Raw genomic sequence first — 21,328 nt, forward strand, 5'->3', positions numbered from 1 at the left:
GCTCCCTCAGACGCGGCGCTTTTTCGGCGGACGGCACCCGTTGTGCGGGATCGGCGTCACGTCGATGATGTTGGTGATCTTGTACCCGACGTTGTTCAGCGAACGCACGGCGGATTCACGGCCCGGACCTGGGCCCTTGATGCGCACTTCCAGCGACTTCAGGCCGTAGTCCAGAGCGGCCTTGCCGGCCCTCTCTGCTGCTACCTGTGCCGCAAACGGGGTCGACTTGCGCGAGCCACGGAAACCCGAGCCTCCCGAAGTCGCCCAGGACAGTGCATTGCCCTGGCGGTCGGTGATGGTCACGATCGTGTTGTTGAACGATGCGTGGACGTGGGCGACGCCGTCGGTGACGACGCGCTTGATCTTCTTCCGGGTCTTGGCTGCCGGCTTTGCCATGGCTATTCCTTACTTCCTGATCGGCTTGCGCGGGCCCTTGCGGGTACGAGCGTTGGTGCGGGTGCGCTGGCCGCGGAGGGGAAGACCGCGACGATGACGCAGGCCGCGATAGCTGCCCAGGTCCATCAGACGCTTGATTGACATGCCTACTTCACGGCGAAGGTCACCCTCCACCACGAACTTGCCGATTTCGGCGCGCAGACGTTCGACTTCAGGCTCGGACAGGTCAACAATGCGGGTCGTCTCATCGACGCCAGCCGCATTACAGACCTGCCGGGAACGGGTACGGCCAATGCCGTAGATGCTCTGGAGCCCAACCCAGACATGCTTCTGGGCGGGCAGGTTGACGCCAGCAATACGCGCCATTACGCGGTCTCCAAACTGGTTAGTCTGACCGGGACGACACCAAAACGGCACGCATCGGGCAGAGTGAACAAGAAATTGTATCAGGATCTCGGCTCTTCAGGAAGCCCCCGGGATAAAAATCCCGTGGACTCCGGCATGGGGAGTGTGCCCATGCTCCGGCGAAGGACCTGCGCTGTGCCGGAACGGAATCGGATTCCGCCCTGGCCGCCCCACCCACCCAGTGAGGACTGGCACCGGCCCACCCGTGCGCGAGATCGCCGCCCGGGTCGCCCATCAGGATCCGGGCGCTACGTCCCGGGATCCACGCGGCCCTGCGAGGCCGCTTTTGTTTCAGTTTCGCCTCAGCGCTTGCCGCCCTTGAGGTTGGCCTTCTTGAGCAGGCTTTCGTACTGGTGCGACATCAGGTGCGCCTGGATCTGGGAAATGAAGTCCATCACCACGATCACCACGATCAGCAGCGAAGTGCCGCCGAAGTAGAACGACGCATTGAGTTCGGTACGCATGAACTCGGGCAGCAGACAGACGATGACCAGATAGGTCGCGCCCGCCGCGGTCAGCCGCGTCAGCACGCCGTCCACATACTCCGCCGTTGCCTTGCCCGGACGAATACCGGGAATCAGGGCACCGGACTTCTTCAGGTTGTCGGCGGTTTCCTGGCTGTTGAACACCAGCGCCGTGTAGAAGAAGGTGAAGCCGGCAATCAGCCCGCCGTAAAGCAGGATGTACAGCGGCTGCCCCGGAGACAGCGCCTGCGCCGCCCGCTGCAGCCACAGTGCCGAACCCGCCTGGCCGAACCAGGTGGAAACGGTGGCCGGGAACATGATCATCGACGAAGCGAAAATCGCCGGGATCACACCCGCCATGTTGAGCTTCAGCGGAAGGAACGATGTCTGGTTCTGGTAGGCGTTCCGCCCACCCTGACGACGCGCGTAGTTGACCGTGATCCTGCGCTGGCCACGCTCGATAAACACCACGAAGAAGGTGAAGGCCATCACGATCACCGCGATCATGATCACCGCGATCGGGCTCATGTCGCCGTTGCGCGCCTGCTCCAGCGTAGTGAAGATCGCGCCAGGCAGCCCCGCCACGATACCGGCGAAGATGATCAGCGACACACCGTTGCCGATGCCCCGCTCGGTCACCTGCTCACCCAGCCACACCAGGAACATGGTGCCGGCAGTGAGCGCCACGATGGCGGTCAGCACGAAGCCCATACCCGGGGCGTAGACCACGTTCAGGCCCGCGCCGGCACCCGAACTCTGCAGCGCCACAGCGATACCGGCTGACTGGAAGATCGCCAGCGGAATCGCACCGAGGCGCGACCACTGGGTGATCTTGCGACGGCCGGACTCGCCCTCACGCTGGATCGCCTTCAGGCTGGGCACGATCTGCACCATCAGCTGCATGACGATCGAGGCCGAGATGTAGGGGATCACGTTCAGCGCGAACAGGCTGAAGCGCTCCAGCGCACCACCGGAGAACATGTTGAACATGTCCACGATGGTGCCCTGCTGCTGCTCCATCAGGCGCAGCATCGCGTCCGGGTTGACGCCCGGCACCGGGATATAGCACCCGATGCGGTACACCAGCAGCGCACCGGCCACGAACAGCAAACGCTGCCGCAGCTCGGTGAACTTGCCCAGGCCTGAACCCAGGCCACCCATGGCGCCAGCGCTACGCGACATCAGGCTTCCTCAATGCTGCCGCCGGCGGCTTCGATCGCCGCGCGGGCACCGGCCGTGGCCAGCACGCCCTTGAGCACGAGCTTCTTCGTCACTTCGCCCTTCGCCACAATCTTGGCGCGCTTGGCGGTCGACGACACCAGCTTCGCAGCACGCAGTGCCTTGAAGTCGATGTCACCCTCCAGCTTGTCCAGCTGGTACAGGAAGACCTCGGCGGTGTCGCCGGCGGTACGCGAGCGGAAGCCGACCTTCGGCAGACGCTTGCGCAGCGGCATCTGGCCGCCTTCGAAGCCCGCCTTGATCTTGCCCTTGCCCGAGCGCGCGAACGTGCCCTTGTGACCACGACCGGCAGTCTTGCCCAGGCCGGAGCCGATACCGCGACCGACGCGCTTGCGCTCGGCACGGGCGCCCTCTGCGGGCTTCATGGTGTTAAGTCGCATTGTCGATTACTCCTCGACCCGGACCAGATACTGGACCTTGTTGATCAGGCCCCGCACCTGCGGGCTGTCCTTCAGTTCGCGGACGTCGTTGATCTTCCGCAGGCCCAGTGCGCGCACCGACAGGCGGTGACGTCCCTGGGTGCCCTGCAGGCCCTTGACCAGGCGCACCTTGACGGTGCCGCCGGCGGTTTCGTTCTTAGCCATGGTGAAGTTCCTCCACCTTCTTGCCGCGCTTGGCCGCGATCTTGGTGGGCGAATGCATCGACTGCAGGCCCTTGATCGTGGCGCGCACCAGGTTGATCGGGTTACGCGAGCCGACGGCCTTGGCCAGCACGTCCTTCACACCAACCGCCTCGAGTACGGCGCGCATGGCACCACCGGCGATCACACCGGTACCTTCGGAGGCGGGCTTCATGAACACGCGGGCCGCGCCGTGATTGGCGTTGACCGTGTGCCACAAGGTGCCGCCATTGAGCTCGATGGTGCTCATGCCCTTGCGGGCGGCTTCCATCGACTTCTGGATTGCGAGCGGGACTTCACGGGCCTTGCCGTAGCCAAAGCCGATCCGGCCTTCGCCGTCGCCGACAACCGTCAGCGCGGTGAAGGTGAACTGGCGACCGCCCTTGACGGTCTTGGCGACGCGATTGACCGTGATGAGCTTCTCGATCATCCCGTCGTCCATTTCCTCGCGATCGCGCCGATTACGGTCGCGGCCGCGCGGTGAGCGTTCTTCTGCCATCTTTCTGTTTGCCTTTGTCAGTATCGGGAATGTACGGCTTGTGCCGCTTGTTGTTGGGTGCTGTTGCCGTGTTCCGCCTCGCCACACAGAAGGCGACGGACGTCCGGTGCTTGACCGCACCGGCGGATGAACCAAGGCCCGGGATGCGCGGAAGCCCGCGCTTTTCCGGTAAAAACCCGGCCCGGTTGCCCCGGGCCGGGGAATAGCGAACCCGCAATATTACGCCAACGAGAGCCGGTGTAACAGCCCTCAAGTGGCGGAAGCGTACTTCCGCCCGCGCACTTCACGGATCAGAACTGCAAACCACCTTCGCGTGCGGCATCTGCCAGGGCCTTGACGCGGCCGTGGTAGCGGTAGCCAGAGCGGTCAAAAGCGACCTTCTCGATACCGGCAGCCTTCGCCTTTTCGGCGATGGCCTTGCCCACTTTGATAGCGGCTTCGATGTTGTTCAGGCCCTTCAGGCCCTCACGCACGTCGGCCTGGGTGGTGCTGGCAGCAGCCAGAACCTTCGAGCCGTCGGAAGTGAACACCTGTGCATACAGGTGCTGGCCGGTGCGCAGCACCGACAGGCGCGGCACCTCGCGTTCGCGGATGCGCGAGCGCGTGGAACGGGCGCGACGCAGGCGAGCTTTATTCTTGTCCATAGCTGTGTCTTCTCAGTTGGAAGCGGATCGGCGCGGATGGTGACCGCTTAAGCCTTCTTGGCTTCCTTGCGGATGATTTGTTCACCGGCGTACTTCACGCCCTTGCCCTTGTAGGGCTCTGGCGGACGGTATCCACGGATCTTGGCGGCAACCTGCCCTACCTGCTGCTTGTCAGCACCGACAACCAGGATCTCGGTCTGGGTTGGCGTGGTGATCGTGATCCCTTCCGGGATCGGGAACAGCACCGGGTGGGAAAAGCCCAGGGTCAGGTTCAGGTCCTTGCCCTGCACAGCGGCACGGTAACCAACGCCGACCAGCTCGAGCTTGCGCTCAAAACCTTCCGACACGCCGTGCACCATGTTGCCCAGGATCGAGCGAACGGTGCCGGTAATGGCCATATGGTGCGGCTCGACCGGAGCGAGTACGACGTTGCCGTCCTCGACCTTGATATCGATGCCTTCCGGACGGGCCATGGACAGCGAGCCCTTCGGGCCCTTCACGCTCAGCGACGCGTCCTGGATGGTCAGGTCTACGCCCTTGGGCAGGGGAATCGGCTTCTTGGCAATACGGGACATTCTTTTTTCTCCGTCAGGCCACGAAGCACAGGACTTCACCGCCGACGCCCTGCTGGCGCGCCTGCGCATCGGTCATGATGCCCCTGGAGGTTGAAATGATGGCGATACCCAGCCCGTTGAGCACCTTCGGCAGGTCGTCCTTGCCGCGGTACTGGCGCAGGCCGGACCGCGAGAAACGCTGCATCTTCTCGATGACCGGGAGGCCTTCGTAATACTTCAGTTCGACTTCGAGGTCGGCCTTCGCACCGTTCTCGATCACGCGCCAATCGGTGATGTAGCCCTCGTCTTTGAGGACCTTGGCGATCGAAACCTTCATCTTGGATGAGGGCATCTTCACCGCCGGCTTGCCAACCGCTGCCGCATTGCGCATGCGCGTCAGCATGTCGGCGATGGGATCAGTCATGCTCATATCAGTTTACCTGCATCGATATCCGTAAGGATTTTGATTGTTTACCAGGACGCTTTACGCAGACCTGGTACGTCGCCACGCATGGTGGCCTCGCGCAGCTTGTTACGGCCGAGGCCGAACTTGCTGTACACCGAACGCGGCCGGCCGGTCAGGGCGCAGCGGCTGGTCTGGCGGGACGGAGAGGAGTCACGCGGCAGCTTCTGCAGCTTGGCCACGGCGTCCATCTTCTCGTCGTAGTCGGCGGTCGGGCTGGAGATGATCTTCTTCAGCTCTTCGCGCTTGGCGGCATACTTCTCCGCCAGCTTCGCCCGCTTGACTTCGCGGTTGACCATTGATTTCTTTGCCATAGTTGAATCTCTTCCTCAGCGGAACGGGAAGCGGAAGGCCTCGAGCAGGGCCTTGGCCTCCTCGTTGGTCTTCGCGGTGGTGGTGATGGCGATATCCATGCCGCGGACCGCATCAACCTGGTCGAAGTCGATCTCCGGGAAGATGATCTGCTCCTTCACACCCATGTTGAAGTTGCCGCGTCCGTCGAACGAACGCGCCGACACACCGCGGAAGTCGCGCACGCGCGGCAGCGAGACGTTGATCAGGCGATCCAGGAACTCGTACATCCGCTGGCGACGCAGGGTCACCTTGCAGCCGATCGGCCAGCCATCACGGATCTTGAACGAGGCCACGGACACGCGCGACTTGGTCACGATCGGCTTCTGGCCGGACACCTTGGCCATGTCGGCGGTTGCGTTTTCCAGCACCTTCTTGTTGGTGGCAGCCTCACCCACGCCCATGTTCAGCGTGATCTTGGATACCTTCGGCACCTGCATGGGATTGGTGTAACCGAACTGCTCCATGAGCTTCGGCATCACCTCTTCCTTGTAGAACTTTTCCAGACGGCTCATTTCTTCATTCCTCAAGCGTCGAGCGCTTCACCACTGGAGCGGAACACCCGAATCCGGCGTCCATCCTCCAGCACTTTGATACCAATGCGCTCGCCCTTGCCGGTAGCAGGGTTGAACGGCATCACATTGGACACGTTGATCGGCGCTTCGCGCTCGATGATTCCGCCGGGCTGTCCAGCCTGGGGGTTGGGCTTGGTGTGGCGCTTGACGATGTTGATGTTCGACACGGTTACCCGATCGCCGTCCACGCGCACAACGTCGCCGCGCTTACCCTTGTCCTTGCCGGCGGTCACGATGACGTGGTCGCCCTTCTTGATACGGTTGATAGCCATTATTCCTGTCCTCCGCTCACAGCACTTCAGGCGCGAGCGAGACGATCTTCATGAACTTCTCGGAGCGCAGCTCGCGCGTCACCGGTCCGAAGATGCGGGTGCCAATCGGCTCGTGCTTGGCGTTCAGCAGCACCGCGGCATTGCCATCGAAGCGGATCAGCGAACCGTCTGCACGGCGCACGCCCTTGCGGGTCCGCACCACGACGGCGTTGTACACCTCGCCCTTCTTGACGCGACCACGCGGGATGGCGTCCTTGATCGACACCTTGATGATGTCGCCGATCGCGGCGTAGCGGCGCTTGGAGCCACCGAGCACCTTGATGCACATCACTTCCTTGGCGCCGGAGTTGTCGGCCACGTCGAGGCGGCTTTCTGTCTGGATCATGTCAGCGCTCCTTCCTTACTCGGCCGCGCGCGAGACGATCTCGACCACGCGCCAGTTCTTGGTCTTGGACATCGGCGCGATCTCCACCACGCGGACGGTATCGCCCTCGTTGCAGGAGTTCTCGGCGTCGTGGGCGTGCAGCTTGGTCGAGCGGCGGATGTACTTGCCGTACAGCGCGTGCTTGACCTGGCGTTCGACCAGGACCGTCACGGTCTTGTCCATCTTGTTGCTGACCACCCGGCCTTCAACCGTGCGCAGCTTTTTTTCGGCCTGCTTCATATCGGTAACGTTCTCGTTCATCGTCGGCCTTCCTTACTTCTGTGAGCCAGATTTGATCTGGCCAAGAAGGGTGTTGACGCGCGCGATGTCGCGGCGCACCCGGCGGGCCTCGTGGGTCTTGTCGAGCTGGCCGGTGGCCTTCTGCATACGCAGCGAGAACTGTTCCTTGTGCAGGTCCACCAGGTGGGTCTGCAGGTCCTCAGCCGACTTTTCGCGAAGTTCGTTGATGGTTGCCATATCAGCGTACCGTCCGGGTCACGAATTGAGTGGTGACCGAAAGCTTGGCAGCGGCCAGGCGGAACGCCTCGCGCGCGGTTGCCTCATCAACGCCTTCGATCTCGTAGATCATGCGGCCGGGCTGGATCTGGGCTACCCAGTACTCCACGTTGCCCTTGCCCGATCCCATGCGCACTTCGATCGGCTTCTTGGTGATCGGCTTGTCGGGGAACACCCGGATCCACATCTTTCCGCCGCGCTTCACATGGCGGCTGATCGAACGGCGGCCGGCTTCAATCTGGCGCGCGGTGATCTGACCGGTCTGGGTGGCCTTGAGGCCGAATTCGCCAAAGCTCACGAGGTTGCCGTTCCACGACAGACCGTCGTTGCGGCCCTTGTGCATCTTGCGGTATTTGGTTCGCTTGGGTTGCAGCATGATTAGTCCCTCGCCTGCCGATCACGACGCGGACCGCGCGGGCGCTCGTTGCGATCGCCACGATCGCTGCGCGGCGAATCGTCCTGCTTTTCCTGGCCCACCTGGCTGAAATCGAAGATCTCGCCCTTGTAGACCCACACCTTGATGCCGATGATTCCGTAAGTGGTGCTGGCTTCGGCAACCCCGTAGTCGATGTCCGCACGCAGGGTGTGCAGCGGCACGCGACCTTCGCGGTACCACTCCGAACGCGCGATTTCGGCGCCGTTGAGGCGGCCGGCAACGTTGATCCGGATACCCAGGGCGCCCAGGCGCATCGCGTTGCCCACGGCCCGGCGCATGGCGCGACGGAACATGATGCGACGCTCGAGCTGCTGTGCGATCGACTCGGCCACCAGCTGTGCGTCCAACTCGGGCTTGCGCACTTCGGTGACGTTGATGTGCGCCGGAACGCCCATCATGTCGCTCACTTCCTTGCGCAGACGGTCGATGTCCTCACCGCGCTTGCCAATCACCACGCCCGGACGGGCGGTGTGGATGGTGACGCGGGCGGTCTTGGCCGGGCGCTCGATCAGGATCTTGCTGATACCGGCCTGGGAGAGTTTCTTGCGCAGCATCTCGCGAACCTTGAGGTCGGCGGTCAGATAGCCTGCGAAATCCTTCTTGTCGGCGTACCACTTGGAGTTCCAGTCCTTGGAAACCCCGAGGCGAAAGCCGGTCGGATGTACCTTATTACCCATGTTTACTTGCCCTTTCCGTTCGCGTCGCCCACCACCACGGTGATGTGGCTGGTGCGCTTGAGGATGCGGGTGCCGCGGCCCTTGGCGCGCGCCATGAAGCGCTTCAGCGTGGGGCCCTCATCCACCATGATCGAGGTGACCGAGAGTTCGTCGACGTCTGCACCCAGGTTGTTCTCTGCGTTGGCGATCGCGGACTCCACCACCTTGCGGATCAGGTGGGCGGCCTTCTTGTCGGAGAAACGCAGCAGGCCAACGGCCCGCTCGGCGGGCAGACCGCGCACCTGGTCAGCGACCAGACGGGCTTTCTGCGCGGAGATGCGCACGGTGCGCAGTACAGCTTTGGCTTCCATCGTCATCTCCTTACCTGGACTTCCGGTCGCCGCCGTGACCCTTGAACGTACGGGTCAAAGCGAACTCACCGAGCTTGTGGCCAACCATGTTTTCGTTGATCAGCACCGGGATGTGATTGCGTCCGTTGTGCACGGCAATCGTGTATCCGACCATTTCCGGAAGGATCATCGAACGGCGCGACCAGGTCTTGATCGGGCGCTTGGTGGTACCTGCGGTCTCCACCTTCTTGACGAGGTGGTGGTCGACGAAAGGACCTTTCTTAAGTGAACGTGCCATGATCGATCAGCTCCTGCGGTCGCGCACGATGAACTTCTGGGTGCGCTTGTTGTGACGCGTCTTGTAACCCTTCGTGGGCACGCCCCATGGCGTGACCGGATGCGGGTTACCCTGCCCGGCCTTGCCCTCACCACCACCGTGCGGGTGGTCGACCGGGTTCATGGCCGCGCCGCGGACGGTCGGCTTGATGCCGAGCCAGCGCTTCGCACCGGCCTTGCCCAGCTTCTGCAGGTTGTGTTCGACGTTGCCGACTTCACCGATGGTCGCCCGGCATTCGGACGGCACGCGGCGGGTCTCACCCGAACGCAGGCGCAGGGTGGCGTAGGTGCCTTCGCGGGCAACCAGCTGGACCCCGGCACCAGCGGCGCGGGCCATCTGCGCACCCTTGCCCGGCTTCATCTCGATGCAATGCACCGTGGAGCCAACCGGGATGTTGCGCAGCGGCAGGCAGTTGCCGGTCTTGATCGGGGCATCGGAGCCCGCGATGACCTGGTCGCCTGCCTTCAGGCCCTTGGGGGCGATGATGTAACGGCGCTCACCGTCGACGTAGCACAGCAGGGCAATGTGGGCGGTGCGGTTCGGATCGTATTCGATCCGCTCCACGCGTGCCGGAATGCCTTCCTTGTTGCGCTTGAAGTCGATGATGCGGTAGTGCTGCTTGTGCCCGCCGCCCATGTGGCGCGTGGTGGTGCGGCCGTGGTGGTTGCGACCACCGGTACGGCTCTGCTTTTCCACCAGCGGCGCATAGGGGTCACCCTTGTGCAGCTCGGGCGAGACCACGCGGACCGCAGAGCGGCGACCGGGGGAAGTGGGCTTGAATTTCATCAATGGCATGGGACTGAATCCTGTTTGTATGGAGTCCTGACTGGATCAGGGCTCCGTCAGACCTTGGCCGTCATCACGTCGATCGACTGGCCATCGGCCAGCTTCACGTACGCTTTGCGCCAGTCGCCGCGGCGGCCGGTACGAAAGCGGAAGGACTTGTTCTTGCCCTTCACGTTGACCACGTTCACCGCTTCGACCTTGACGTCGAAAAGCTTCTCGACGGCGGTCTTGATGTCGGCCTTGGTCGCGTCCTTCGCGACTTCGAACGCGTACTGGTTGGAGACTTCCTGCAGGCGTGCGGTCTTTTCAGACACGCGCGGCGCGCGGATGACTTCGTAGAGTTTCGCTTCGTTCATGCCAGCCACTCCTCGATCTTCTTCACCGCGTCGGTGGTGATCAGCACGGTATCGGCGGACACCAGTGCAACCGGGTCCAGGCCCTGCACGTCGCGCACTTCCACGTAGGGAAGGTTGCGGGCCGACAGGTACAGATTTTCCGAAGCCTCTTCGGTCACGATCAGCGGGCGCTTGCCCACCTCGGCGTCCTTCAGCTTGGCAACCAGGCCGCTGCTCTTGGGCGCTTCGATCTCGAACGACTCGACCACCCGCAGACGACCCTGGCGGTTGAGCTCGCTCAGGATGGCGGCCATGGCCGCGCGGTACATCTTGCGGTTGACCTTCTGCTCGAAGCTGCGCGGCTTGGCTGCAAACGTCGCGCCACCACCGCGGAAGATCGGAGCGGTCAGTGCGCCGTGACGGGCGCCGCCACCCTTCTGCTTCTTGGACTTCTTGGTGGTGCCTGCCACTTCCGAGCGCGTCTTCTGCGCCTTGGTGCCGGCACGACCGGCGTTGCGGTAGGCAACAACGACCTGATGAACCAGGTCTTCGCTGAATTCACGACCGAAAACGGCGTCGGAGACCGACAGCGTCTGGCTGCTGTTGTCGATGGCAAGTTCCATCATGCTGCTCCTTGACCCTTCGTGGTGGGACGTACGACCACGTCACCGCCCGGCGCACCTGGTACCGCGCCCTTGACAGCGATCAGGCCGCGCTCGGCGTCGACCCTGACCACTTCCAGGCCCTGCGTGCTCTGGCGCACGTCGCCCATGTGACCGGACATCTTCTTGCCCGGGAACACGCGACCCGGCGACTGGCGCTGACCCAGCGAACCCGGGGTCCGGTGCGACAGCGAGTTACCGTGGGTGGCGTCACCCATGCTGAAGTTCCAGCGCTTGATCGTGCCCTGGAAGCCCTTGCCCTTGGTGACACCCTGGACGTCGACCTTCTGGCCGACCTCGAAGATGTCTGCCTTGATCTCGCCGCCGACGGACAGTTCGCCCAGGTCGTCAACGCGCAGCTCCCACAGGCCGCGACCTGCCTCGACCTTGGCCTTGGCCAGGTGGCCGGATTCCGGCTTGTTGATCAGGGAAGCACGCTTGTGCCCGGCGGTGACCTGCACCGCGGTGTAGCCGTCAGCTTCGACGGTCTTGACCTGGGTAATGCGGTTCGGGGTGGCTTCGATCAGGGTGACCGGGATGGACTGGCCATCTTCGGTGAACACCCGGCTCATGCCCGCCTTGCGACCGACGATTCCCAGCGAATATTTCTTCGCAGTCATTTCGTTAGCCTCAGGTCAGCTTGATCTGGACGTCGACGCCAGCCGCGAGTTCGAGCTTCATCAGCGCGTCCACGGTCTTGTCATTGGGGTCGACGATGTCGAGCACGCGCTTGTGCGTGCGGGTTTCATACTGGTCGCGCGCGTCCTTGTTGACGTGCGGCGAGGTCAGAATGGTGTAGCGCTCGATCCTGGTCGGCAGCGGGATGGGCCCGCGCACCTGGGCGCCGGTACGCCGCGCCGTTTCCACGATCTCGCTGGCCGAGCGATCGATCAGACGATGATCGAAAGCCTTGAGCCGGATCCGGATCTTTTGGTCCGCCATGAGACGAAATTCCTTGGTTGAAAGAGCGTCGGGCTCTGCGGCTGGGTGCGCAGAGCCCCGTTAAAATCAGAACTTGCCAAGCCGATACAGCCAGCCCGGAAGCACACTTCGGAGAAACAAATGCGGGCCAGTTACCCGCCCCGCCACAACACGGAAAAACAAGCGTGACAACGCGCCCCTGCCGTAATGTTCCGAAAATCCTTCGGAACGACCGGGGCCCTGCCGCGCGACATTTCCATGTCTGGCGAAAACGAGGTGCTTCCTGCCCCTCCTTTCGCTGTATCACGCACCCGATGAAGCTGAGTCCGTGAGCAAGCTGACCATTATGGGGCAACGGGAATTGGAGCGCAAGCCCCTTTTCCTTTTTTGCCCCCAGGTCGGCGGTTTGGCCCGAAGACCTACCCGCCATACCCGGAAACCCGTGCGCCAAAGCGCACGGGCCGGACCATTACTTGTTGATCTTCGCCACCACGCCGGCGCCGACGGTGCGACCACCTTCGCGGATTGCAAAGCGCAGGCCTTCGTCCATCGCCACCGGGTTGATCAGCTCAACATCCATCTTGATGTTGTCGCCCGGCATCACCATTTCCACGCCTTCCGGCAGGGTCACGGCACCGGTGATATCGGTGGTACGGAAGTAGAACTGCGGGCGGTAGCCCTTGAAGAACGGCGTGTGACGACCACCTTCGTCCTTCGACAGCACGTAAACCTCGGCTTCGAAGTTGGTGTGCGGCTGGATCGAACCCGGCTTGGCCAGCACCTGGCCACGCTCGACGTCGTCACGCTTGGTGCCGCGCAGCAGGATACCCGCATTGTCACCGGCACGACCCTCGTCCAGCAGCTTGCGGAACATCTCGACGCCGGTCACGGTGGTCTTGGTGGTCGCACGGATGCCGACGATTTCGACTTCCTCGCCCACCTTGATGATGCCGCGCTCGATACGACCGGTCACCACGGTGCCGCGGCCGGAGATCGAGAACACGTCTTCCACCGGCATCAGGAAGGTCTTGTCGATGTCACGCTCCGGCTCCGGAATCCAGGAGTCCAGCGCGTCCACCAGCTTCAGGATCGCGGGAACGCCGATCTCGGACTGATCGCCTTCCAGCGCCTTCAGCGCCGAACCCATGATCACCGGCGTGTCGTCGCCCGGGAAATCGTACTTGCTCAGCAGCTCGCGGACTTCCATCTCCACCAGCTCCATCAGCTCGGCGTCGTCCACCATGTCGGCCTTGTTCAGGAACACGACGATGTACGGAACACCAACCTGACGCGCCAGCAGGATGTGCTCGCGGGTCTGCGGCATCGGGCCGTCAGCGGCCGAGCACACCAGGATCGCGCCGTCCATCTGCGCGGCACCGGTGATCATGTTCTTCACGTAGTCCGCGTGTCCCGGGCAGTCCACGTGGGCGTAGTGGCGGCTTTCCGACTCGTACTCGACGTGCGAGGTCGAGATCGTGATGCCACGGGCCTTTTCTTCCGGCGCGCGGTCAATCGCGTCGTACGCGCTGAAGTCACCGCCGAAACGTTCCGCACCCACCTTGGTCAGCGCCGCCGTCAGCGTCGTCTTGCCGTGGTCAACGTGACCGATCGTGCCCACGTTCACGTGGGGCTTGGTGCGCTCGAACTTGTCCTTTGCCATGTCTTTCTACCTGATTGATTTCGTGAAGATTATTTCTTGGTGACGGTTTCGGCGATGTTGGCCGGAGCCTCGGCGTAATGGTCGAATTCCATCGTGTAGGTGGCGCGACCCTGCGACATCGAACGCAGCGAAGTGGCGTAGCCGAACATCTCGCCCAGCGGCACCATCGCGTTGATGATCTTGCCCGAGGGGCTGTCTTCCTGACCCTGCAGGATGCCGCGACGGCGGCTGACGTCGCCCATCACGTCACCCAGGTAATCCTCCGGGGTAACGATCTCGACCTTCATGATCGGCTCCAGCAGGACCGGGCTGGCCTTGTGGAAGCCTTCCTTGAAGCCCATGGAGCCGGCGATCTTGAACGCCATTTCCGACGAGTCGACTTCGTGGTAGGAGCCGTCGTACAGCTTCACCTTGACGTCCACGATCGGGTAGCCGGCAAGCAGGCCGCTGACCATCGCTTCCTGGATGCCCTTGTCGACCGCCGGGATGTATTCCTTCGGCACGACACCACCAACGATCGAGTTGTCGAACTCGTAGCCGGCACCCGGCTCCTGCGGCGAGATTTCCAGCCACACGTGGCCGAACTGACCCTTACCACCGGACTGGCGCACGAACTTGCCTTCCGCCTTGACCGTCTTGCGGATGGTCTCGCGGTAAGCAACCTGCGGCTTGCCGACGTTGGCTTCCACGTTGAACTCGCGCCGCATGCGATCCACCAGGATGTCCAGGTGCAGCTCGCCCATGCCGGAGATGATGGTCTGGCCGGACTCTTCGTCGGTGCGCACGCGGAAGGACGGATCCTCCTGCGCAAGGCGACCCAGTGCCACGCCCATCTTTTCCTGGTCGGACTTGGTCTTCGGCTCGACGGCCATCGAGATGACCGGCTCCGGGAAGATCATCTGTTCCAGAGTGATGATTGCGTTCTGGGCGCACAGGGTGTCACCGGTGGTGACGTCCTTCAGGCCCACGCCGGCGGCGATGTCACCAGCGCGCACTTCCTTGATCTCGGCACGATCGTTGGAATGCATCTGCAGCAGACGACCGATGCGCTCTTTCTTCGACTTGATCGGGTTGTACACCTGATCACCGGAGTTCAGCGTGCCCGAATAGACGCGGAAGAAGGTCAGCGAGCCAACGAACGGGTCGGTCATGACCTTGAATGCCAGCGCGGAGAACGGCTCGCTGTCATCCGCCTTGCGGGTGACTTCGGTGTCGTTCTCGCCGATGCCCACCACTGGCGGCACGTCCACCGGCGAAGGCAGCAGCTGGACCACGCCGTCAAGCATGGCCTGCACGCCCTTGTTCTTGAACGCGGTGCCGCAGTACACGGGGACGATTTCGACCTTGAGGGTGCGCTCGCGCAGCCCCTGGTAGATCTCTTCCTCGGTAAGGTCGCCCTCTTCCAGGTACTTGTCCATCAGCGCTTCGTTGGCTTCGGCAGCAGCCTCGACCATGAACGAACGCGCCTCGGTGCAGGTATCCACCAGGTCAGCAGGAATATCGCCGTACTCGAACACGGTGCCGTGCGATTCGCTGTCCCAGTGGATCGCCTTCATCTTGACCAGGTCGATCACGCCATCGAAGCCTTCTTCGGCACCGACCGGGATCTGCATCGGCACCGGGTAGGCACCCAGGCGGCTCTTCAGCTGGGCGACCACGTTGGTGAAGTTGGCGCCGGTGCGGTCCATCTTGTTGACGAACGCGAGGCGCGGCACCTTGTACTTGTTGGCCTGGCGCCAGACAGTCTCCGACTGCGGCTGCACACCGCCGACCGCGCACAGCACGAACACCGCGCCGTCGAGCACGCGCAGCGAACGCTCGACTTCGATGGTGAAGTCAACGTGCCCGGGGGTGTCGATGATGTTGAAGCGGTGTTCGTCCAGCGTCTTGTCCATCCCGCTCCAGAACGCAGTGGTAGCTGCGGACTGGATGGTGATGCCGCGCTCCTGCTCCTGTTCCATCCAGTCCATGGTGGCCGAACCATCGTGGGTTTCGCCCAGCTTATGGTTGATACCGGTGTAGAACAGGATGCGTTCGGACGTGGTGGTCTTGCCGGCATCGATGTGGGCCATGATGCCGAAATTGCGATAACGTTCGATAGGAGTGGTGCGAGCCACGGTCGTCTCTCGTGTCTGTGCCCGGCAAGCCGGACTTGAATGGCGGATGCCGCCTTGCGGCGGCGTCCGTGTCCTGGAGCAAGGCCGCCCTCAGGGCGGCCCTGGAATCACCAGCGGTAGTGCGCGAACGCCTTGTTGGCATCCGCCATGCGATGGATATCCTCGCGCTTGCGGATCGCACCACCACGGTTTTCAGATGCTTCGATCAGCTCGGCGGCGAGCTTGCGCGGCATGCTGTTCTCACCGCGCTTGCGCGCAGCTTCGATCAGCCAGCGCATGGCCAGCGCCATGCGGCGCGAAGCGCGGACTTCAACCGGCACCTGGTAGGTCGCACCACCGACGCGGCGGGATTTGACTTCCACCGCCGGCGACACGTTGCCGAGCGCCTTCTCCACCAGCTCCAGGGCATTGGCTTCGCCACCCTTTTCGCTGATGACGTCCATTGCGCCATAGACGATCTTTTCGGCGACGGACTTCTTGCCGCTCTTCATGACCATGTTGATGAACCGGGCGATCGTCTCGCTGCCGTGCTTGGGGTCGGGCAGCACCGAACGCTGCGGAGTATTGCCTTTACGCGACATTGGATTGTTTCTCGTAGGGCAGACCTTGGCCTGCCGGGTTGTACGGATGGCGGACCTTCAGGCCCGCCCCACGGATCAGGACTTCGGGCGCTTGGCGCCGTACTTGGACCGACCCTGCCTGCGCTTGGCAACGCCGGCAGCGTCGAGCGCGCCGCGCACCATGTGGTAGCGCACGCCCGGAAGGTCCTTGACGCGGCCACCGCGCAGCAGCACAACAGAGTGCTCCTGCAGGTTGTGGCCCTCACCGCCGATGTAGGAGATGACCTCGTAACCGTTGGTCAGGCGCACCTTGGCGACCTTGCGCAACGCCGAGTTCGGCTTCTTCGGGGTGGTGGTGTAGACACGAGTGCACACACCGCGGCGCTGGGGGCAGTCCTCCAACGCGGGTGAGTGGCTCTTGTAGGTGACGAGCTTGCGCGGCTTGCGCACCAGCTGGTTGATTGTTGCCATCGTATGGTTTCTGTCGGTTCGGGGCCGTAGCCCATGCGTGAAAACGAAGGCAGACCGGATCTACCCGGCCTACCCAGACGGAAAAGTATAGCTGGCGCGGACGCATGGCGTCAACGCTCAACCTCACTTTCATATCCAGCCCGCGCGCATGGCAACGGATCCGGACAGCACTCCAGCTGATCCCGCCCATCCTGGGCCGAACACGAGGCGCAATCCGTGCAACCTCATTTCGTGATCTGGGACGGACTTGCATCCGCCACTTGTATTTCCCTATTACAGCGGCTCGCGCCGCTTTTGGCAAGTGCCGGGGGCCAAACCCCCGGCACATTGCCGCAACGGACGCGGATTACTCCTTGTCGTCCGTGGCTTCCGGGGTCTCCTGCTCTACCTGCGCGGCTTCAACGACAGGCGCCGCTTCGGCCCTGGCAGCACTGCCGGACAGGGCTTCCATCTCCGAATCGGTCAGCCCCGTGGACCCGCGCTGGCGCTGGGCGTGATACGCCAGGCCGGTACCGGCCGGAATCAGACGCCCGACGATCACGTTTTCCTTCAACCCGCGCAGGTTGTCGCGCGTTCCACGCACGGCCGCCTCGGTGAGCACCCGGGTGGTTTCCTGGAAGGACGCCGCAGAGATGAACGACTCGGTCGCCAGCGAAGCCTTGGTGATACCCAGCAGCACCGGATCCCACTTCGCGGGCAGCTCGCCCTTGGCTTCCAGACGCGCATTTTCCTCGATCACGCGCTGGCGCTCGACCTGCTCGCCCGCCAGGTAACGGCTGTCGCCGGCGTCGGTGATTTCCACCTTGCGCAGCATCTGGCGCACGATCACTTCGATGTGCTTGTCGTTGATCTTCACACCCTGCAGGCGGTAGACGTCCTGGATTTCCTTGCTCAGGTAGGAAGCGAGTTCCTCCACGCCCTTCAGGCGCAGGATGTCCTGCGGGGTCGGCTCGCCGTCCACCACGGTCTCGCCCTTCTCCACGTGCTCGCCTTCGAACACGATGACCTGGCGATACTTGTGGATCAGCTCCTCGTAATCGTCCCCGTCCAGCCCCTTGATCACCAGGCGCTGCTTGCCCTTGGTTTCCTTGCCGAAGCTGACGATGCCGGACTTCTCGGCCAGGATCGCCGGGTCCTTCGGCTTGCGCGCTTCGAACAGGTCGGCAACGCGCGGCAGACCACCGGTGATGTCACGGGTCTTGGAAGCCTCCTGCGGAATCTTGGCCACCACGTCGCCCACGTTCACGGCGTCACCATCCTGCAGGTTGACCACCGAACGCGGCGGCAGCAGGTACTGCGCCGGCAGGTCGGTCCCCGGGATGCTGAGGTCTTCGCCGTTCTTGTCGACGATGCGCACGATCGGACGCAGCTCCTTGGCCTGCGAACCACGACGCTTGGGGTCGGTGATTTCACGCGACGCCAGGCCGGTCAATTCGTCGGTCTTCTCGATCACGGTCACGCCATCGACAAAGTCGATGAAGCGCACGAAACCGGCGACTTCCGAAACGATCGCATGGTTATGCGGATCCCAGGTGGCCACCGTCTGGCCGGCCTTCACTTCGCCGCCGTCCTTCAGGCTGATCAGGGCGCCGTAAGGCAGCTTGTAGCGCTCACGCTCGCGACCATGGGCGTCAAGCACCGACAGCTCGCCCGAACGCGACACCGCAACCAGGCCGCCGCTGGCATGGCCGACCGACTTGATGTTGTTGAACTTCACCGAACCGGTGGTCTTGACCGTCACGTTATCGATGGCCGCCGCACGCGAAGCCGCACCACCGATGTGGAACGTACGCATGGTCAGCTGGGTGCCCGGCTCGCCGATCGACTGTGCGGCCACGACACCGACCGCCTCGCCGTGGTTGACCAGATGACCACGGGCCAGGTCGCGGCCGTAGCACATGGCGCACACGCCGAAGCTGCTCTCACAGGTGATGGTGGAACGCACCTGGATCAGCTGCACGCTCGCCTCTTCCAGCTTCTGCACCCACTGCTCGTCGAGCAGGGTGTTGCGGGTGACGATGGGGTCCTCGTCGTCGCCCGGCAGGAACACGTCCTCGGCCACGACGCGGCCCAGCACGCGATCCTTCAGCGGCTCAACCACATCGCCGCCTTCGACGATCGGGGTCATGCTCAGGCCAGCGGTGGTACCGCAGTCGTCCTCGGTGATCACCACATCCTGCGCCACGTCGACCAGGCGGCGGGTGAGGTAACCGGAGTTCGCGGTCTTCAGCGCCGTATCGGCCAGACCCTTTCGGGCACCGTGGGTGGAGATGAAGTACTGCTGGACGTTCAGGCCCTCGCGGAAGTTCGAGGTGATCGGGGTCTCGATGATCGAGCCGTCCGGCTTGGCCATCAGGCCACGCATGCCGGCCAGCTGACGGATCTGCGCCTGCGAACCACGGGCACCGGAGTCGGCCATGATGAAGATCGAGTTCATCGACTTCTGTTCGACCTGCTTGCCCTCGGCGTCGGTCACGATTTCGGTACCGATGGTGTCCATCATCGCCTTGGCCACGCGCTCGTTGGTACGCGACCAGATGTCCACGACCTTGTTGTAACGCTCGCCGGCGGTGACCAGGCCCGACTGGTACTGCTGCTGGATTTCCAGCACCTCGGCCTCGGCTTCCTCAAGGATGCCGGCCTTCTCGTCCGGAATGGTCATGTCGTCGATACCGATCGACACGCCGGCGCGGGTGGCGTAGCCGAAGCCGGTGTACATCAGCTTGTCGGCGAACACCACGGTGTCCTTCAGGCCCAGGCGGCGGTAGCAGGAGTTGATCAGGCGGCTGATGTTCTTCTTGCTCAGCTCCACGTTGGCCAGCTCGTACGGCAGGCCGTCGGGAAGGATTTCAGCCAGCAGGGCGCGGCCGACCGTGGTGTCCACGATCGAGGTCCGGCTTTCGCGGTTGCCCTCTTCGTCAATCACGGTTTCGGTGATGCGCACCTTCACCTTGGCGTGCAGGCCGACAACCTTGTTGTCATACGCGCGCTTCACCTCGGCCACGTTGGCGAACACCATGCCCTCGCCCTGCTGGTTCACCAGCGCACGCGACATGTAGTACAGGCCAAGCACGACGTCCTGCGACGGCACGATGATCGGCTCGCCGTTGGCCGGGCTGAGGATGTTGTTGGACGACATCATCAGCGCACGCGCTTCCAGCTGGGCTTCCAGGCTCAGCGGCACGTGCACGGCCATCTGGTCACCGTCGAAGTCGGCGTTGAACGCGGTGCAGACCAGCGGATGCAGCTGGATCGCCTTGCCCTCGATCAGCACCGGCTCGAAGGCCTGGATGCCCAGGCGGTGCAGGGTCGGGGCGCGGTTGAGCAGCACCGGGTGCTCGCGGATGACTTCTTCCAGGATGTCCCAGACTTCCGCCTCTTCGCGCTCAACCAGCTTCTTGGCCGCCTTGATGGTGGTGGCCAGGCCGCGGCGCTGCAGCTTGGAGAAGATGAACGGCTTGAACAGCTCCAGCGCCATCTTCTTGGGCAGGCCGCATTCGTGCAGGCGCAGGGTCGGGCCGACCACGATGACCGAACGGCCCGAGTAGTCCACGCGCTTGCCGAGCAGGTTCTGGCGGAACCGGCCCTGCTTGCCCTTGATCATGTCGGCCAGCGACTTGAGCGGGCGCTTGTTGGTACCGGTGATGGCACGGCCGCGACGGCCGTTGTCCAGCAGCGCATCCACCGATTCCTGCAGCATGCGCTTCTCGTTGCGCACGATGATGTCCGGCGCGTTGAGCTCGAGCAGGCGACGCAGACGGTTGTTGCGGTTGATGACGCGGCGGTACAGGTCATTCAGGTCAGAGGTCGCGAAGCGGCCACCGTCCAGCGGCACCAGCGGACGCAGGTCCGGCGGCAGCACCGGCAGCACCGTCATGATCATCCACTCGGGACGGTTGCCCGAGTCGATGAACGCCTCGACCAGCTTGATGCGCTTGGTCAGGCGGGTGAGCTTGGTGACCGAGCCCGTGCTGGCGATTTCTTCCTTCAGGCTGACCATTTCGGCCTGCAGGTCGATGGTGCGCAGCAGGTCGTACACCGCCTCGGCGCCCATCAGGGCATCGAAGTCATCGCCGTGCTCCTGGCGCATCTGCATGTACTGCTCTTCGTTGAGCAGCTGGCCGCGCTCGAGCGGGGTCAGGCCCGGCTCGGTGACCACGAATGCTTCGAAGTACAGGATGCGTTCGATGTCGCGCAGCGTCATGTCCAGCATCAGGCCGATGCGGGACGGCAGCGACTTGAGGAACCAGATGTGCGCGGTCGGGCTGGCCAGGTCGATATGGCCCATGCGCTCGCGGCGCACCTTGGCCAGAGTGACTTCGGTGCCGCACTTTTCGCAGACCACGCCGCGGTGCTTCATGCGCTTGTACTTGCCGCACAGGCACTCGTAGTCCTTGGTCGGTCCAAAGATGGCCGAGCAGAACAGGCCGTCGCGTTCCGGACGGAACGTGCGGTAGTTGATGGTCTCTGGCTTCTTCACCTCGCCAAAGGACCACGAACGGATCATGTCCGGCGAAGCGAGCGCGATCTTGATCGCGTCAAAGTCCAGCGTCGGGCGCTGCTGGTTGAAGAGGTTGAGCAGGTCTTTCATGTTTGACTCCGGGATTCGGGAATG

General features: G+C 63.3%; 29 protein-coding genes. All 29 read right to left on the reverse strand.

Annotated elements, in window-relative coordinates; genetic code table 11:
• Nucleotides 1-6: 6 nt before the first annotated feature.
• The 29 genes from rpsK to rpoC all read right to left on the reverse strand — a co-directional run bounded on the left by rpsK (nucleotide 7) and on the right by rpoC (nucleotide 21,304).
• Complete coding sequence (gene rpsK, locus WCE59_RS08445; RefSeq protein ID WP_343258307.1) at nucleotides 7-396, reverse strand: 30S ribosomal protein S11; 390 nt, start codon at nucleotides 394-396, stop codon at nucleotides 7-9.
• A 9-nt stretch (nucleotides 397-405) separates the two neighbouring features.
• Nucleotides 406-762, reverse strand: a complete 357-nt coding sequence (gene rpsM, locus WCE59_RS08450) for a 30S ribosomal protein S13 (RefSeq protein ID WP_343258308.1) — start codon at nucleotides 760-762, stop codon at nucleotides 406-408.
• A 341-nt stretch (nucleotides 763-1,103) separates the two neighbouring features.
• A complete protein-coding gene (gene secY / locus WCE59_RS08455) occupies nucleotides 1,104-2,426 on the reverse strand; it encodes a preprotein translocase subunit SecY (RefSeq protein ID WP_343258347.1) in 1,323 nt (440 codons plus the stop codon).
• 20 nt (nucleotides 2,427-2,446) lie between these two features.
• Nucleotides 2,447-2,884, reverse strand: coding sequence for a 50S ribosomal protein L15 (gene rplO, locus WCE59_RS08460; protein WP_343258309.1), 438 nt, complete (start codon nucleotides 2,882-2,884; stop codon nucleotides 2,447-2,449).
• Between the two features lie 6 nt (nucleotides 2,885-2,890).
• Nucleotides 2,891-3,088 (reverse strand): 50S ribosomal protein L30, encoded by a 198-nt coding sequence (gene rpmD / locus WCE59_RS08465; RefSeq protein WP_343258310.1) that lies wholly within the window; start codon nucleotides 3,086-3,088, stop codon nucleotides 2,891-2,893.
• Nucleotides 3,081-3,623 (reverse strand): 30S ribosomal protein S5, encoded by a 543-nt coding sequence (gene rpsE, locus WCE59_RS08470; protein ID WP_343258311.1) that lies wholly within the window; start codon nucleotides 3,621-3,623, stop codon nucleotides 3,081-3,083. Before rpsE ends, rpmD begins: the two co-directional genes overlap by 8 nt.
• Nucleotides 3,624-3,913: 290 nt before the next feature.
• A complete protein-coding gene (gene rplR, locus WCE59_RS08475; RefSeq protein WP_343258312.1) occupies nucleotides 3,914-4,267 on the reverse strand; it encodes a 50S ribosomal protein L18 in 354 nt (117 codons plus the stop codon).
• Nucleotides 4,268-4,314: 47 nt separating this feature from the next.
• Nucleotides 4,315-4,842 carry a 50S ribosomal protein L6 gene (rplF, locus tag WCE59_RS08480; protein ID WP_343258313.1) on the reverse strand — a complete coding sequence of 176 codons (528 nt, stop codon included), beginning with the start codon at nucleotides 4,840-4,842 and terminating at the stop codon, nucleotides 4,315-4,317.
• Between the two features lie 13 nt (nucleotides 4,843-4,855).
• Nucleotides 4,856-5,251 carry a 30S ribosomal protein S8 gene (gene rpsH, locus WCE59_RS08485; protein ID WP_343258314.1) on the reverse strand — a complete coding sequence of 132 codons (396 nt, stop codon included), beginning with the start codon at nucleotides 5,249-5,251 and terminating at the stop codon, nucleotides 4,856-4,858.
• A gap of 41 nt (nucleotides 5,252-5,292) precedes the next feature.
• Nucleotides 5,293-5,598, reverse strand: a complete 306-nt coding sequence (rpsN, locus tag WCE59_RS08490; RefSeq protein ID WP_343258315.1) for a 30S ribosomal protein S14 — start codon at nucleotides 5,596-5,598, stop codon at nucleotides 5,293-5,295.
• A 15-nt stretch (nucleotides 5,599-5,613) separates the two neighbouring features.
• The gene (gene rplE, locus WCE59_RS08495; RefSeq protein WP_343258316.1) at nucleotides 5,614-6,150 is read right to left on the reverse strand and encodes a 50S ribosomal protein L5; all 537 of its coding nucleotides are present in this window, start codon (nucleotides 6,148-6,150) and stop codon (nucleotides 5,614-5,616) included.
• A gap of 11 nt (nucleotides 6,151-6,161) precedes the next feature.
• On the reverse strand, nucleotides 6,162-6,482 hold the full coding sequence (gene rplX / locus WCE59_RS08500; RefSeq protein ID WP_343258317.1) for a 50S ribosomal protein L24: 321 nt from the start codon (nucleotides 6,480-6,482) through the stop codon (nucleotides 6,162-6,164).
• 16 nt (nucleotides 6,483-6,498) lie between these two features.
• The gene (gene rplN, locus WCE59_RS08505; RefSeq protein WP_343258318.1) at nucleotides 6,499-6,867 is read right to left on the reverse strand and encodes a 50S ribosomal protein L14; all 369 of its coding nucleotides are present in this window, start codon (nucleotides 6,865-6,867) and stop codon (nucleotides 6,499-6,501) included.
• Between the two features lie 15 nt (nucleotides 6,868-6,882).
• A complete protein-coding gene (rpsQ, locus tag WCE59_RS08510) occupies nucleotides 6,883-7,146 on the reverse strand; it encodes a 30S ribosomal protein S17 (RefSeq protein WP_343258348.1) in 264 nt (87 codons plus the stop codon).
• Nucleotides 7,147-7,179: 33 nt separating this feature from the next.
• The gene (gene rpmC, locus WCE59_RS08515; protein WP_343258319.1) at nucleotides 7,180-7,383 is read right to left on the reverse strand and encodes a 50S ribosomal protein L29; all 204 of its coding nucleotides are present in this window, start codon (nucleotides 7,381-7,383) and stop codon (nucleotides 7,180-7,182) included.
• A 1-nt stretch (nucleotide 7,384) separates the two neighbouring features.
• Nucleotides 7,385-7,798 (reverse strand): 50S ribosomal protein L16, encoded by a 414-nt coding sequence (rplP, locus tag WCE59_RS08520; RefSeq protein WP_343258320.1) that lies wholly within the window; start codon nucleotides 7,796-7,798, stop codon nucleotides 7,385-7,387.
• A 2-nt stretch (nucleotides 7,799-7,800) separates the two neighbouring features.
• Complete coding sequence (rpsC, locus tag WCE59_RS08525; protein ID WP_343258321.1) at nucleotides 7,801-8,535, reverse strand: 30S ribosomal protein S3; 735 nt, start codon at nucleotides 8,533-8,535, stop codon at nucleotides 7,801-7,803.
• Between the two features lie 2 nt (nucleotides 8,536-8,537).
• Nucleotides 8,538-8,885, reverse strand: coding sequence for a 50S ribosomal protein L22 (gene rplV, locus WCE59_RS08530; RefSeq protein WP_343258322.1), 348 nt, complete (start codon nucleotides 8,883-8,885; stop codon nucleotides 8,538-8,540).
• Between the two features lie 10 nt (nucleotides 8,886-8,895).
• The gene (rpsS, locus tag WCE59_RS08535; protein WP_343258323.1) at nucleotides 8,896-9,162 is read right to left on the reverse strand and encodes a 30S ribosomal protein S19; all 267 of its coding nucleotides are present in this window, start codon (nucleotides 9,160-9,162) and stop codon (nucleotides 8,896-8,898) included.
• Nucleotides 9,163-9,168: 6 nt separating this feature from the next.
• Nucleotides 9,169-9,996 (reverse strand): 50S ribosomal protein L2, encoded by an 828-nt coding sequence (rplB, locus tag WCE59_RS08540; protein ID WP_343258324.1) that lies wholly within the window; start codon nucleotides 9,994-9,996, stop codon nucleotides 9,169-9,171.
• Nucleotides 9,997-10,043: 47 nt separating this feature from the next.
• Nucleotides 10,044-10,343 (reverse strand): 50S ribosomal protein L23, encoded by a 300-nt coding sequence (gene rplW / locus WCE59_RS08545; RefSeq protein WP_343258325.1) that lies wholly within the window; start codon nucleotides 10,341-10,343, stop codon nucleotides 10,044-10,046.
• Nucleotides 10,340-10,945, reverse strand: a complete 606-nt coding sequence (gene rplD / locus WCE59_RS08550; RefSeq protein WP_343258349.1) for a 50S ribosomal protein L4 — start codon at nucleotides 10,943-10,945, stop codon at nucleotides 10,340-10,342. Before rplD ends, rplW begins: the two co-directional genes overlap by 4 nt.
• Nucleotides 10,945-11,604 carry a 50S ribosomal protein L3 gene (gene rplC / locus WCE59_RS08555; RefSeq protein ID WP_343258326.1) on the reverse strand — a complete coding sequence of 220 codons (660 nt, stop codon included), beginning with the start codon at nucleotides 11,602-11,604 and terminating at the stop codon, nucleotides 10,945-10,947. The genes rplD and rplC overlap by 1 nt, the downstream gene beginning before the upstream one ends.
• Nucleotides 11,605-11,614: 10 nt before the next feature.
• Complete coding sequence (gene rpsJ / locus WCE59_RS08560; protein WP_343258327.1) at nucleotides 11,615-11,926, reverse strand: 30S ribosomal protein S10; 312 nt, start codon at nucleotides 11,924-11,926, stop codon at nucleotides 11,615-11,617.
• 448 nt (nucleotides 11,927-12,374) lie between these two features.
• Nucleotides 12,375-13,565: an elongation factor Tu gene (gene tuf, locus WCE59_RS08565; protein WP_343258328.1), complete on the reverse strand. Its 1,191-nt coding sequence runs from the start codon at nucleotides 13,563-13,565 to the stop codon at nucleotides 12,375-12,377.
• Between the two features lie 29 nt (nucleotides 13,566-13,594).
• Nucleotides 13,595-15,682 (reverse strand): elongation factor G, encoded by a 2,088-nt coding sequence (fusA, locus tag WCE59_RS08570; RefSeq protein ID WP_343258329.1) that lies wholly within the window; start codon nucleotides 15,680-15,682, stop codon nucleotides 13,595-13,597.
• A gap of 107 nt (nucleotides 15,683-15,789) precedes the next feature.
• Complete coding sequence (rpsG, locus tag WCE59_RS08575) at nucleotides 15,790-16,263, reverse strand: 30S ribosomal protein S7 (protein WP_343258330.1); 474 nt, start codon at nucleotides 16,261-16,263, stop codon at nucleotides 15,790-15,792.
• Nucleotides 16,264-16,338: 75 nt separating this feature from the next.
• On the reverse strand, nucleotides 16,339-16,713 hold the full coding sequence (gene rpsL, locus WCE59_RS08580) for a 30S ribosomal protein S12 (protein ID WP_343258331.1): 375 nt from the start codon (nucleotides 16,711-16,713) through the stop codon (nucleotides 16,339-16,341).
• A gap of 346 nt (nucleotides 16,714-17,059) precedes the next feature.
• A complete protein-coding gene (gene rpoC / locus WCE59_RS08585) occupies nucleotides 17,060-21,304 on the reverse strand; it encodes a DNA-directed RNA polymerase subunit beta' (protein ID WP_343258332.1) in 4,245 nt (1,414 codons plus the stop codon).
• Nucleotides 21,305-21,328: the final 24 nt, after the last annotated feature.

This window comes from Luteimonas qiangzhengi, assembly GCF_039548515.1.
Taxonomy (GTDB): Bacteria; Pseudomonadota; Gammaproteobacteria; order Xanthomonadales; family Xanthomonadaceae; genus Luteimonas.

Coding starts and splice junctions, on each gene's coding strand:
- rpsJ (WP_343258327.1), bottom strand. CDS start 11,926: ATGGCGGACCAAAAGATCCGGATCCGGCTCAAGGCTTTCGATCATCGT.
- rpoC (WP_343258332.1), bottom strand. CDS start 21,304: ATGAAAGACCTGCTCAACCTCTTCAACCAGCAGCGCCCGACGCTGGAC.
- rplD (WP_343258349.1), bottom strand. CDS start 10,945: ATGGAACTTGCCATCGACAACAGCAGCCAGACGCTGTCGGTCTCCGAC.
- rpmC (WP_343258319.1), bottom strand. CDS start 7,383: ATGGCAACCATCAACGAACTTCGCGAAAAGTCGGCTGAGGACCTGCAG.
- rplC (WP_343258326.1), bottom strand. CDS start 11,604: ATGACTGCGAAGAAATATTCGCTGGGAATCGTCGGTCGCAAGGCGGGC.
- rplB (WP_343258324.1), bottom strand. CDS start 9,996: ATGCCATTGATGAAATTCAAGCCCACTTCCCCCGGTCGCCGCTCTGCG.
- rplR (WP_343258312.1), bottom strand. CDS start 4,267: ATGGACAAGAATAAAGCTCGCCTGCGTCGCGCCCGTTCCACGCGCTCG.
- rpsG (WP_343258330.1), bottom strand. CDS start 16,263: ATGTCGCGTAAAGGCAATACTCCGCAGCGTTCGGTGCTGCCCGACCCC.
- secY (WP_343258347.1), bottom strand. CDS start 2,426: ATGGGTGGCCTGGGTTCAGGCCTGGGCAAGTTCACCGAGCTGCGGCAG.
- rplV (WP_343258322.1), bottom strand. CDS start 8,885: ATGGAAGCCAAAGCTGTACTGCGCACCGTGCGCATCTCCGCGCAGAAA.
- rplO (WP_343258309.1), bottom strand. CDS start 2,884: ATGCGACTTAACACCATGAAGCCCGCAGAGGGCGCCCGTGCCGAGCGC.
- rplF (WP_343258313.1), bottom strand. CDS start 4,842: ATGTCCCGTATTGCCAAGAAGCCGATTCCCCTGCCCAAGGGCGTAGAC.
- rpsK (WP_343258307.1), bottom strand. CDS start 396: ATGGCAAAGCCGGCAGCCAAGACCCGGAAGAAGATCAAGCGCGTCGTC.
- rpsL (WP_343258331.1), bottom strand. CDS start 16,713: ATGGCAACAATCAACCAGCTGGTGCGCAAGCCGCGCAAGCTCGTCACC.
- rpsH (WP_343258314.1), bottom strand. CDS start 5,251: ATGAGCATGACTGATCCCATCGCCGACATGCTGACGCGCATGCGCAAT.
- rpmD (WP_343258310.1), bottom strand. CDS start 3,088: ATGGCTAAGAACGAAACCGCCGGCGGCACCGTCAAGGTGCGCCTGGTC.
- rpsM (WP_343258308.1), bottom strand. CDS start 762: ATGGCGCGTATTGCTGGCGTCAACCTGCCCGCCCAGAAGCATGTCTGG.
- rpsQ (WP_343258348.1), bottom strand. CDS start 7,146: ATGAAGCAGGCCGAAAAAAAGCTGCGCACGGTTGAAGGCCGGGTGGTC.
- rplX (WP_343258317.1), bottom strand. CDS start 6,482: ATGGCTATCAACCGTATCAAGAAGGGCGACCACGTCATCGTGACCGCC.
- rpsN (WP_343258315.1), bottom strand. CDS start 5,598: ATGGCAAAGAAATCAATGGTCAACCGCGAAGTCAAGCGGGCGAAGCTG.
- tuf (WP_343258328.1), bottom strand. CDS start 13,565: ATGGCAAAGGACAAGTTCGAGCGCACCAAGCCCCACGTGAACGTGGGC.
- rpsC (WP_343258321.1), bottom strand. CDS start 8,535: ATGGGTAATAAGGTACATCCGACCGGCTTTCGCCTCGGGGTTTCCAAG.
- rpsS (WP_343258323.1), bottom strand. CDS start 9,162: ATGGCACGTTCACTTAAGAAAGGTCCTTTCGTCGACCACCACCTCGTC.
- rplN (WP_343258318.1), bottom strand. CDS start 6,867: ATGATCCAGACAGAAAGCCGCCTCGACGTGGCCGACAACTCCGGCGCC.
- rplE (WP_343258316.1), bottom strand. CDS start 6,150: ATGAGCCGTCTGGAAAAGTTCTACAAGGAAGAGGTGATGCCGAAGCTC.
- rplW (WP_343258325.1), bottom strand. CDS start 10,343: ATGAACGAAGCGAAACTCTACGAAGTCATCCGCGCGCCGCGCGTGTCT.
- rplP (WP_343258320.1), bottom strand. CDS start 7,798: ATGCTGCAACCCAAGCGAACCAAATACCGCAAGATGCACAAGGGCCGC.
- rpsE (WP_343258311.1), bottom strand. CDS start 3,623: ATGGCAGAAGAACGCTCACCGCGCGGCCGCGACCGTAATCGGCGCGAT.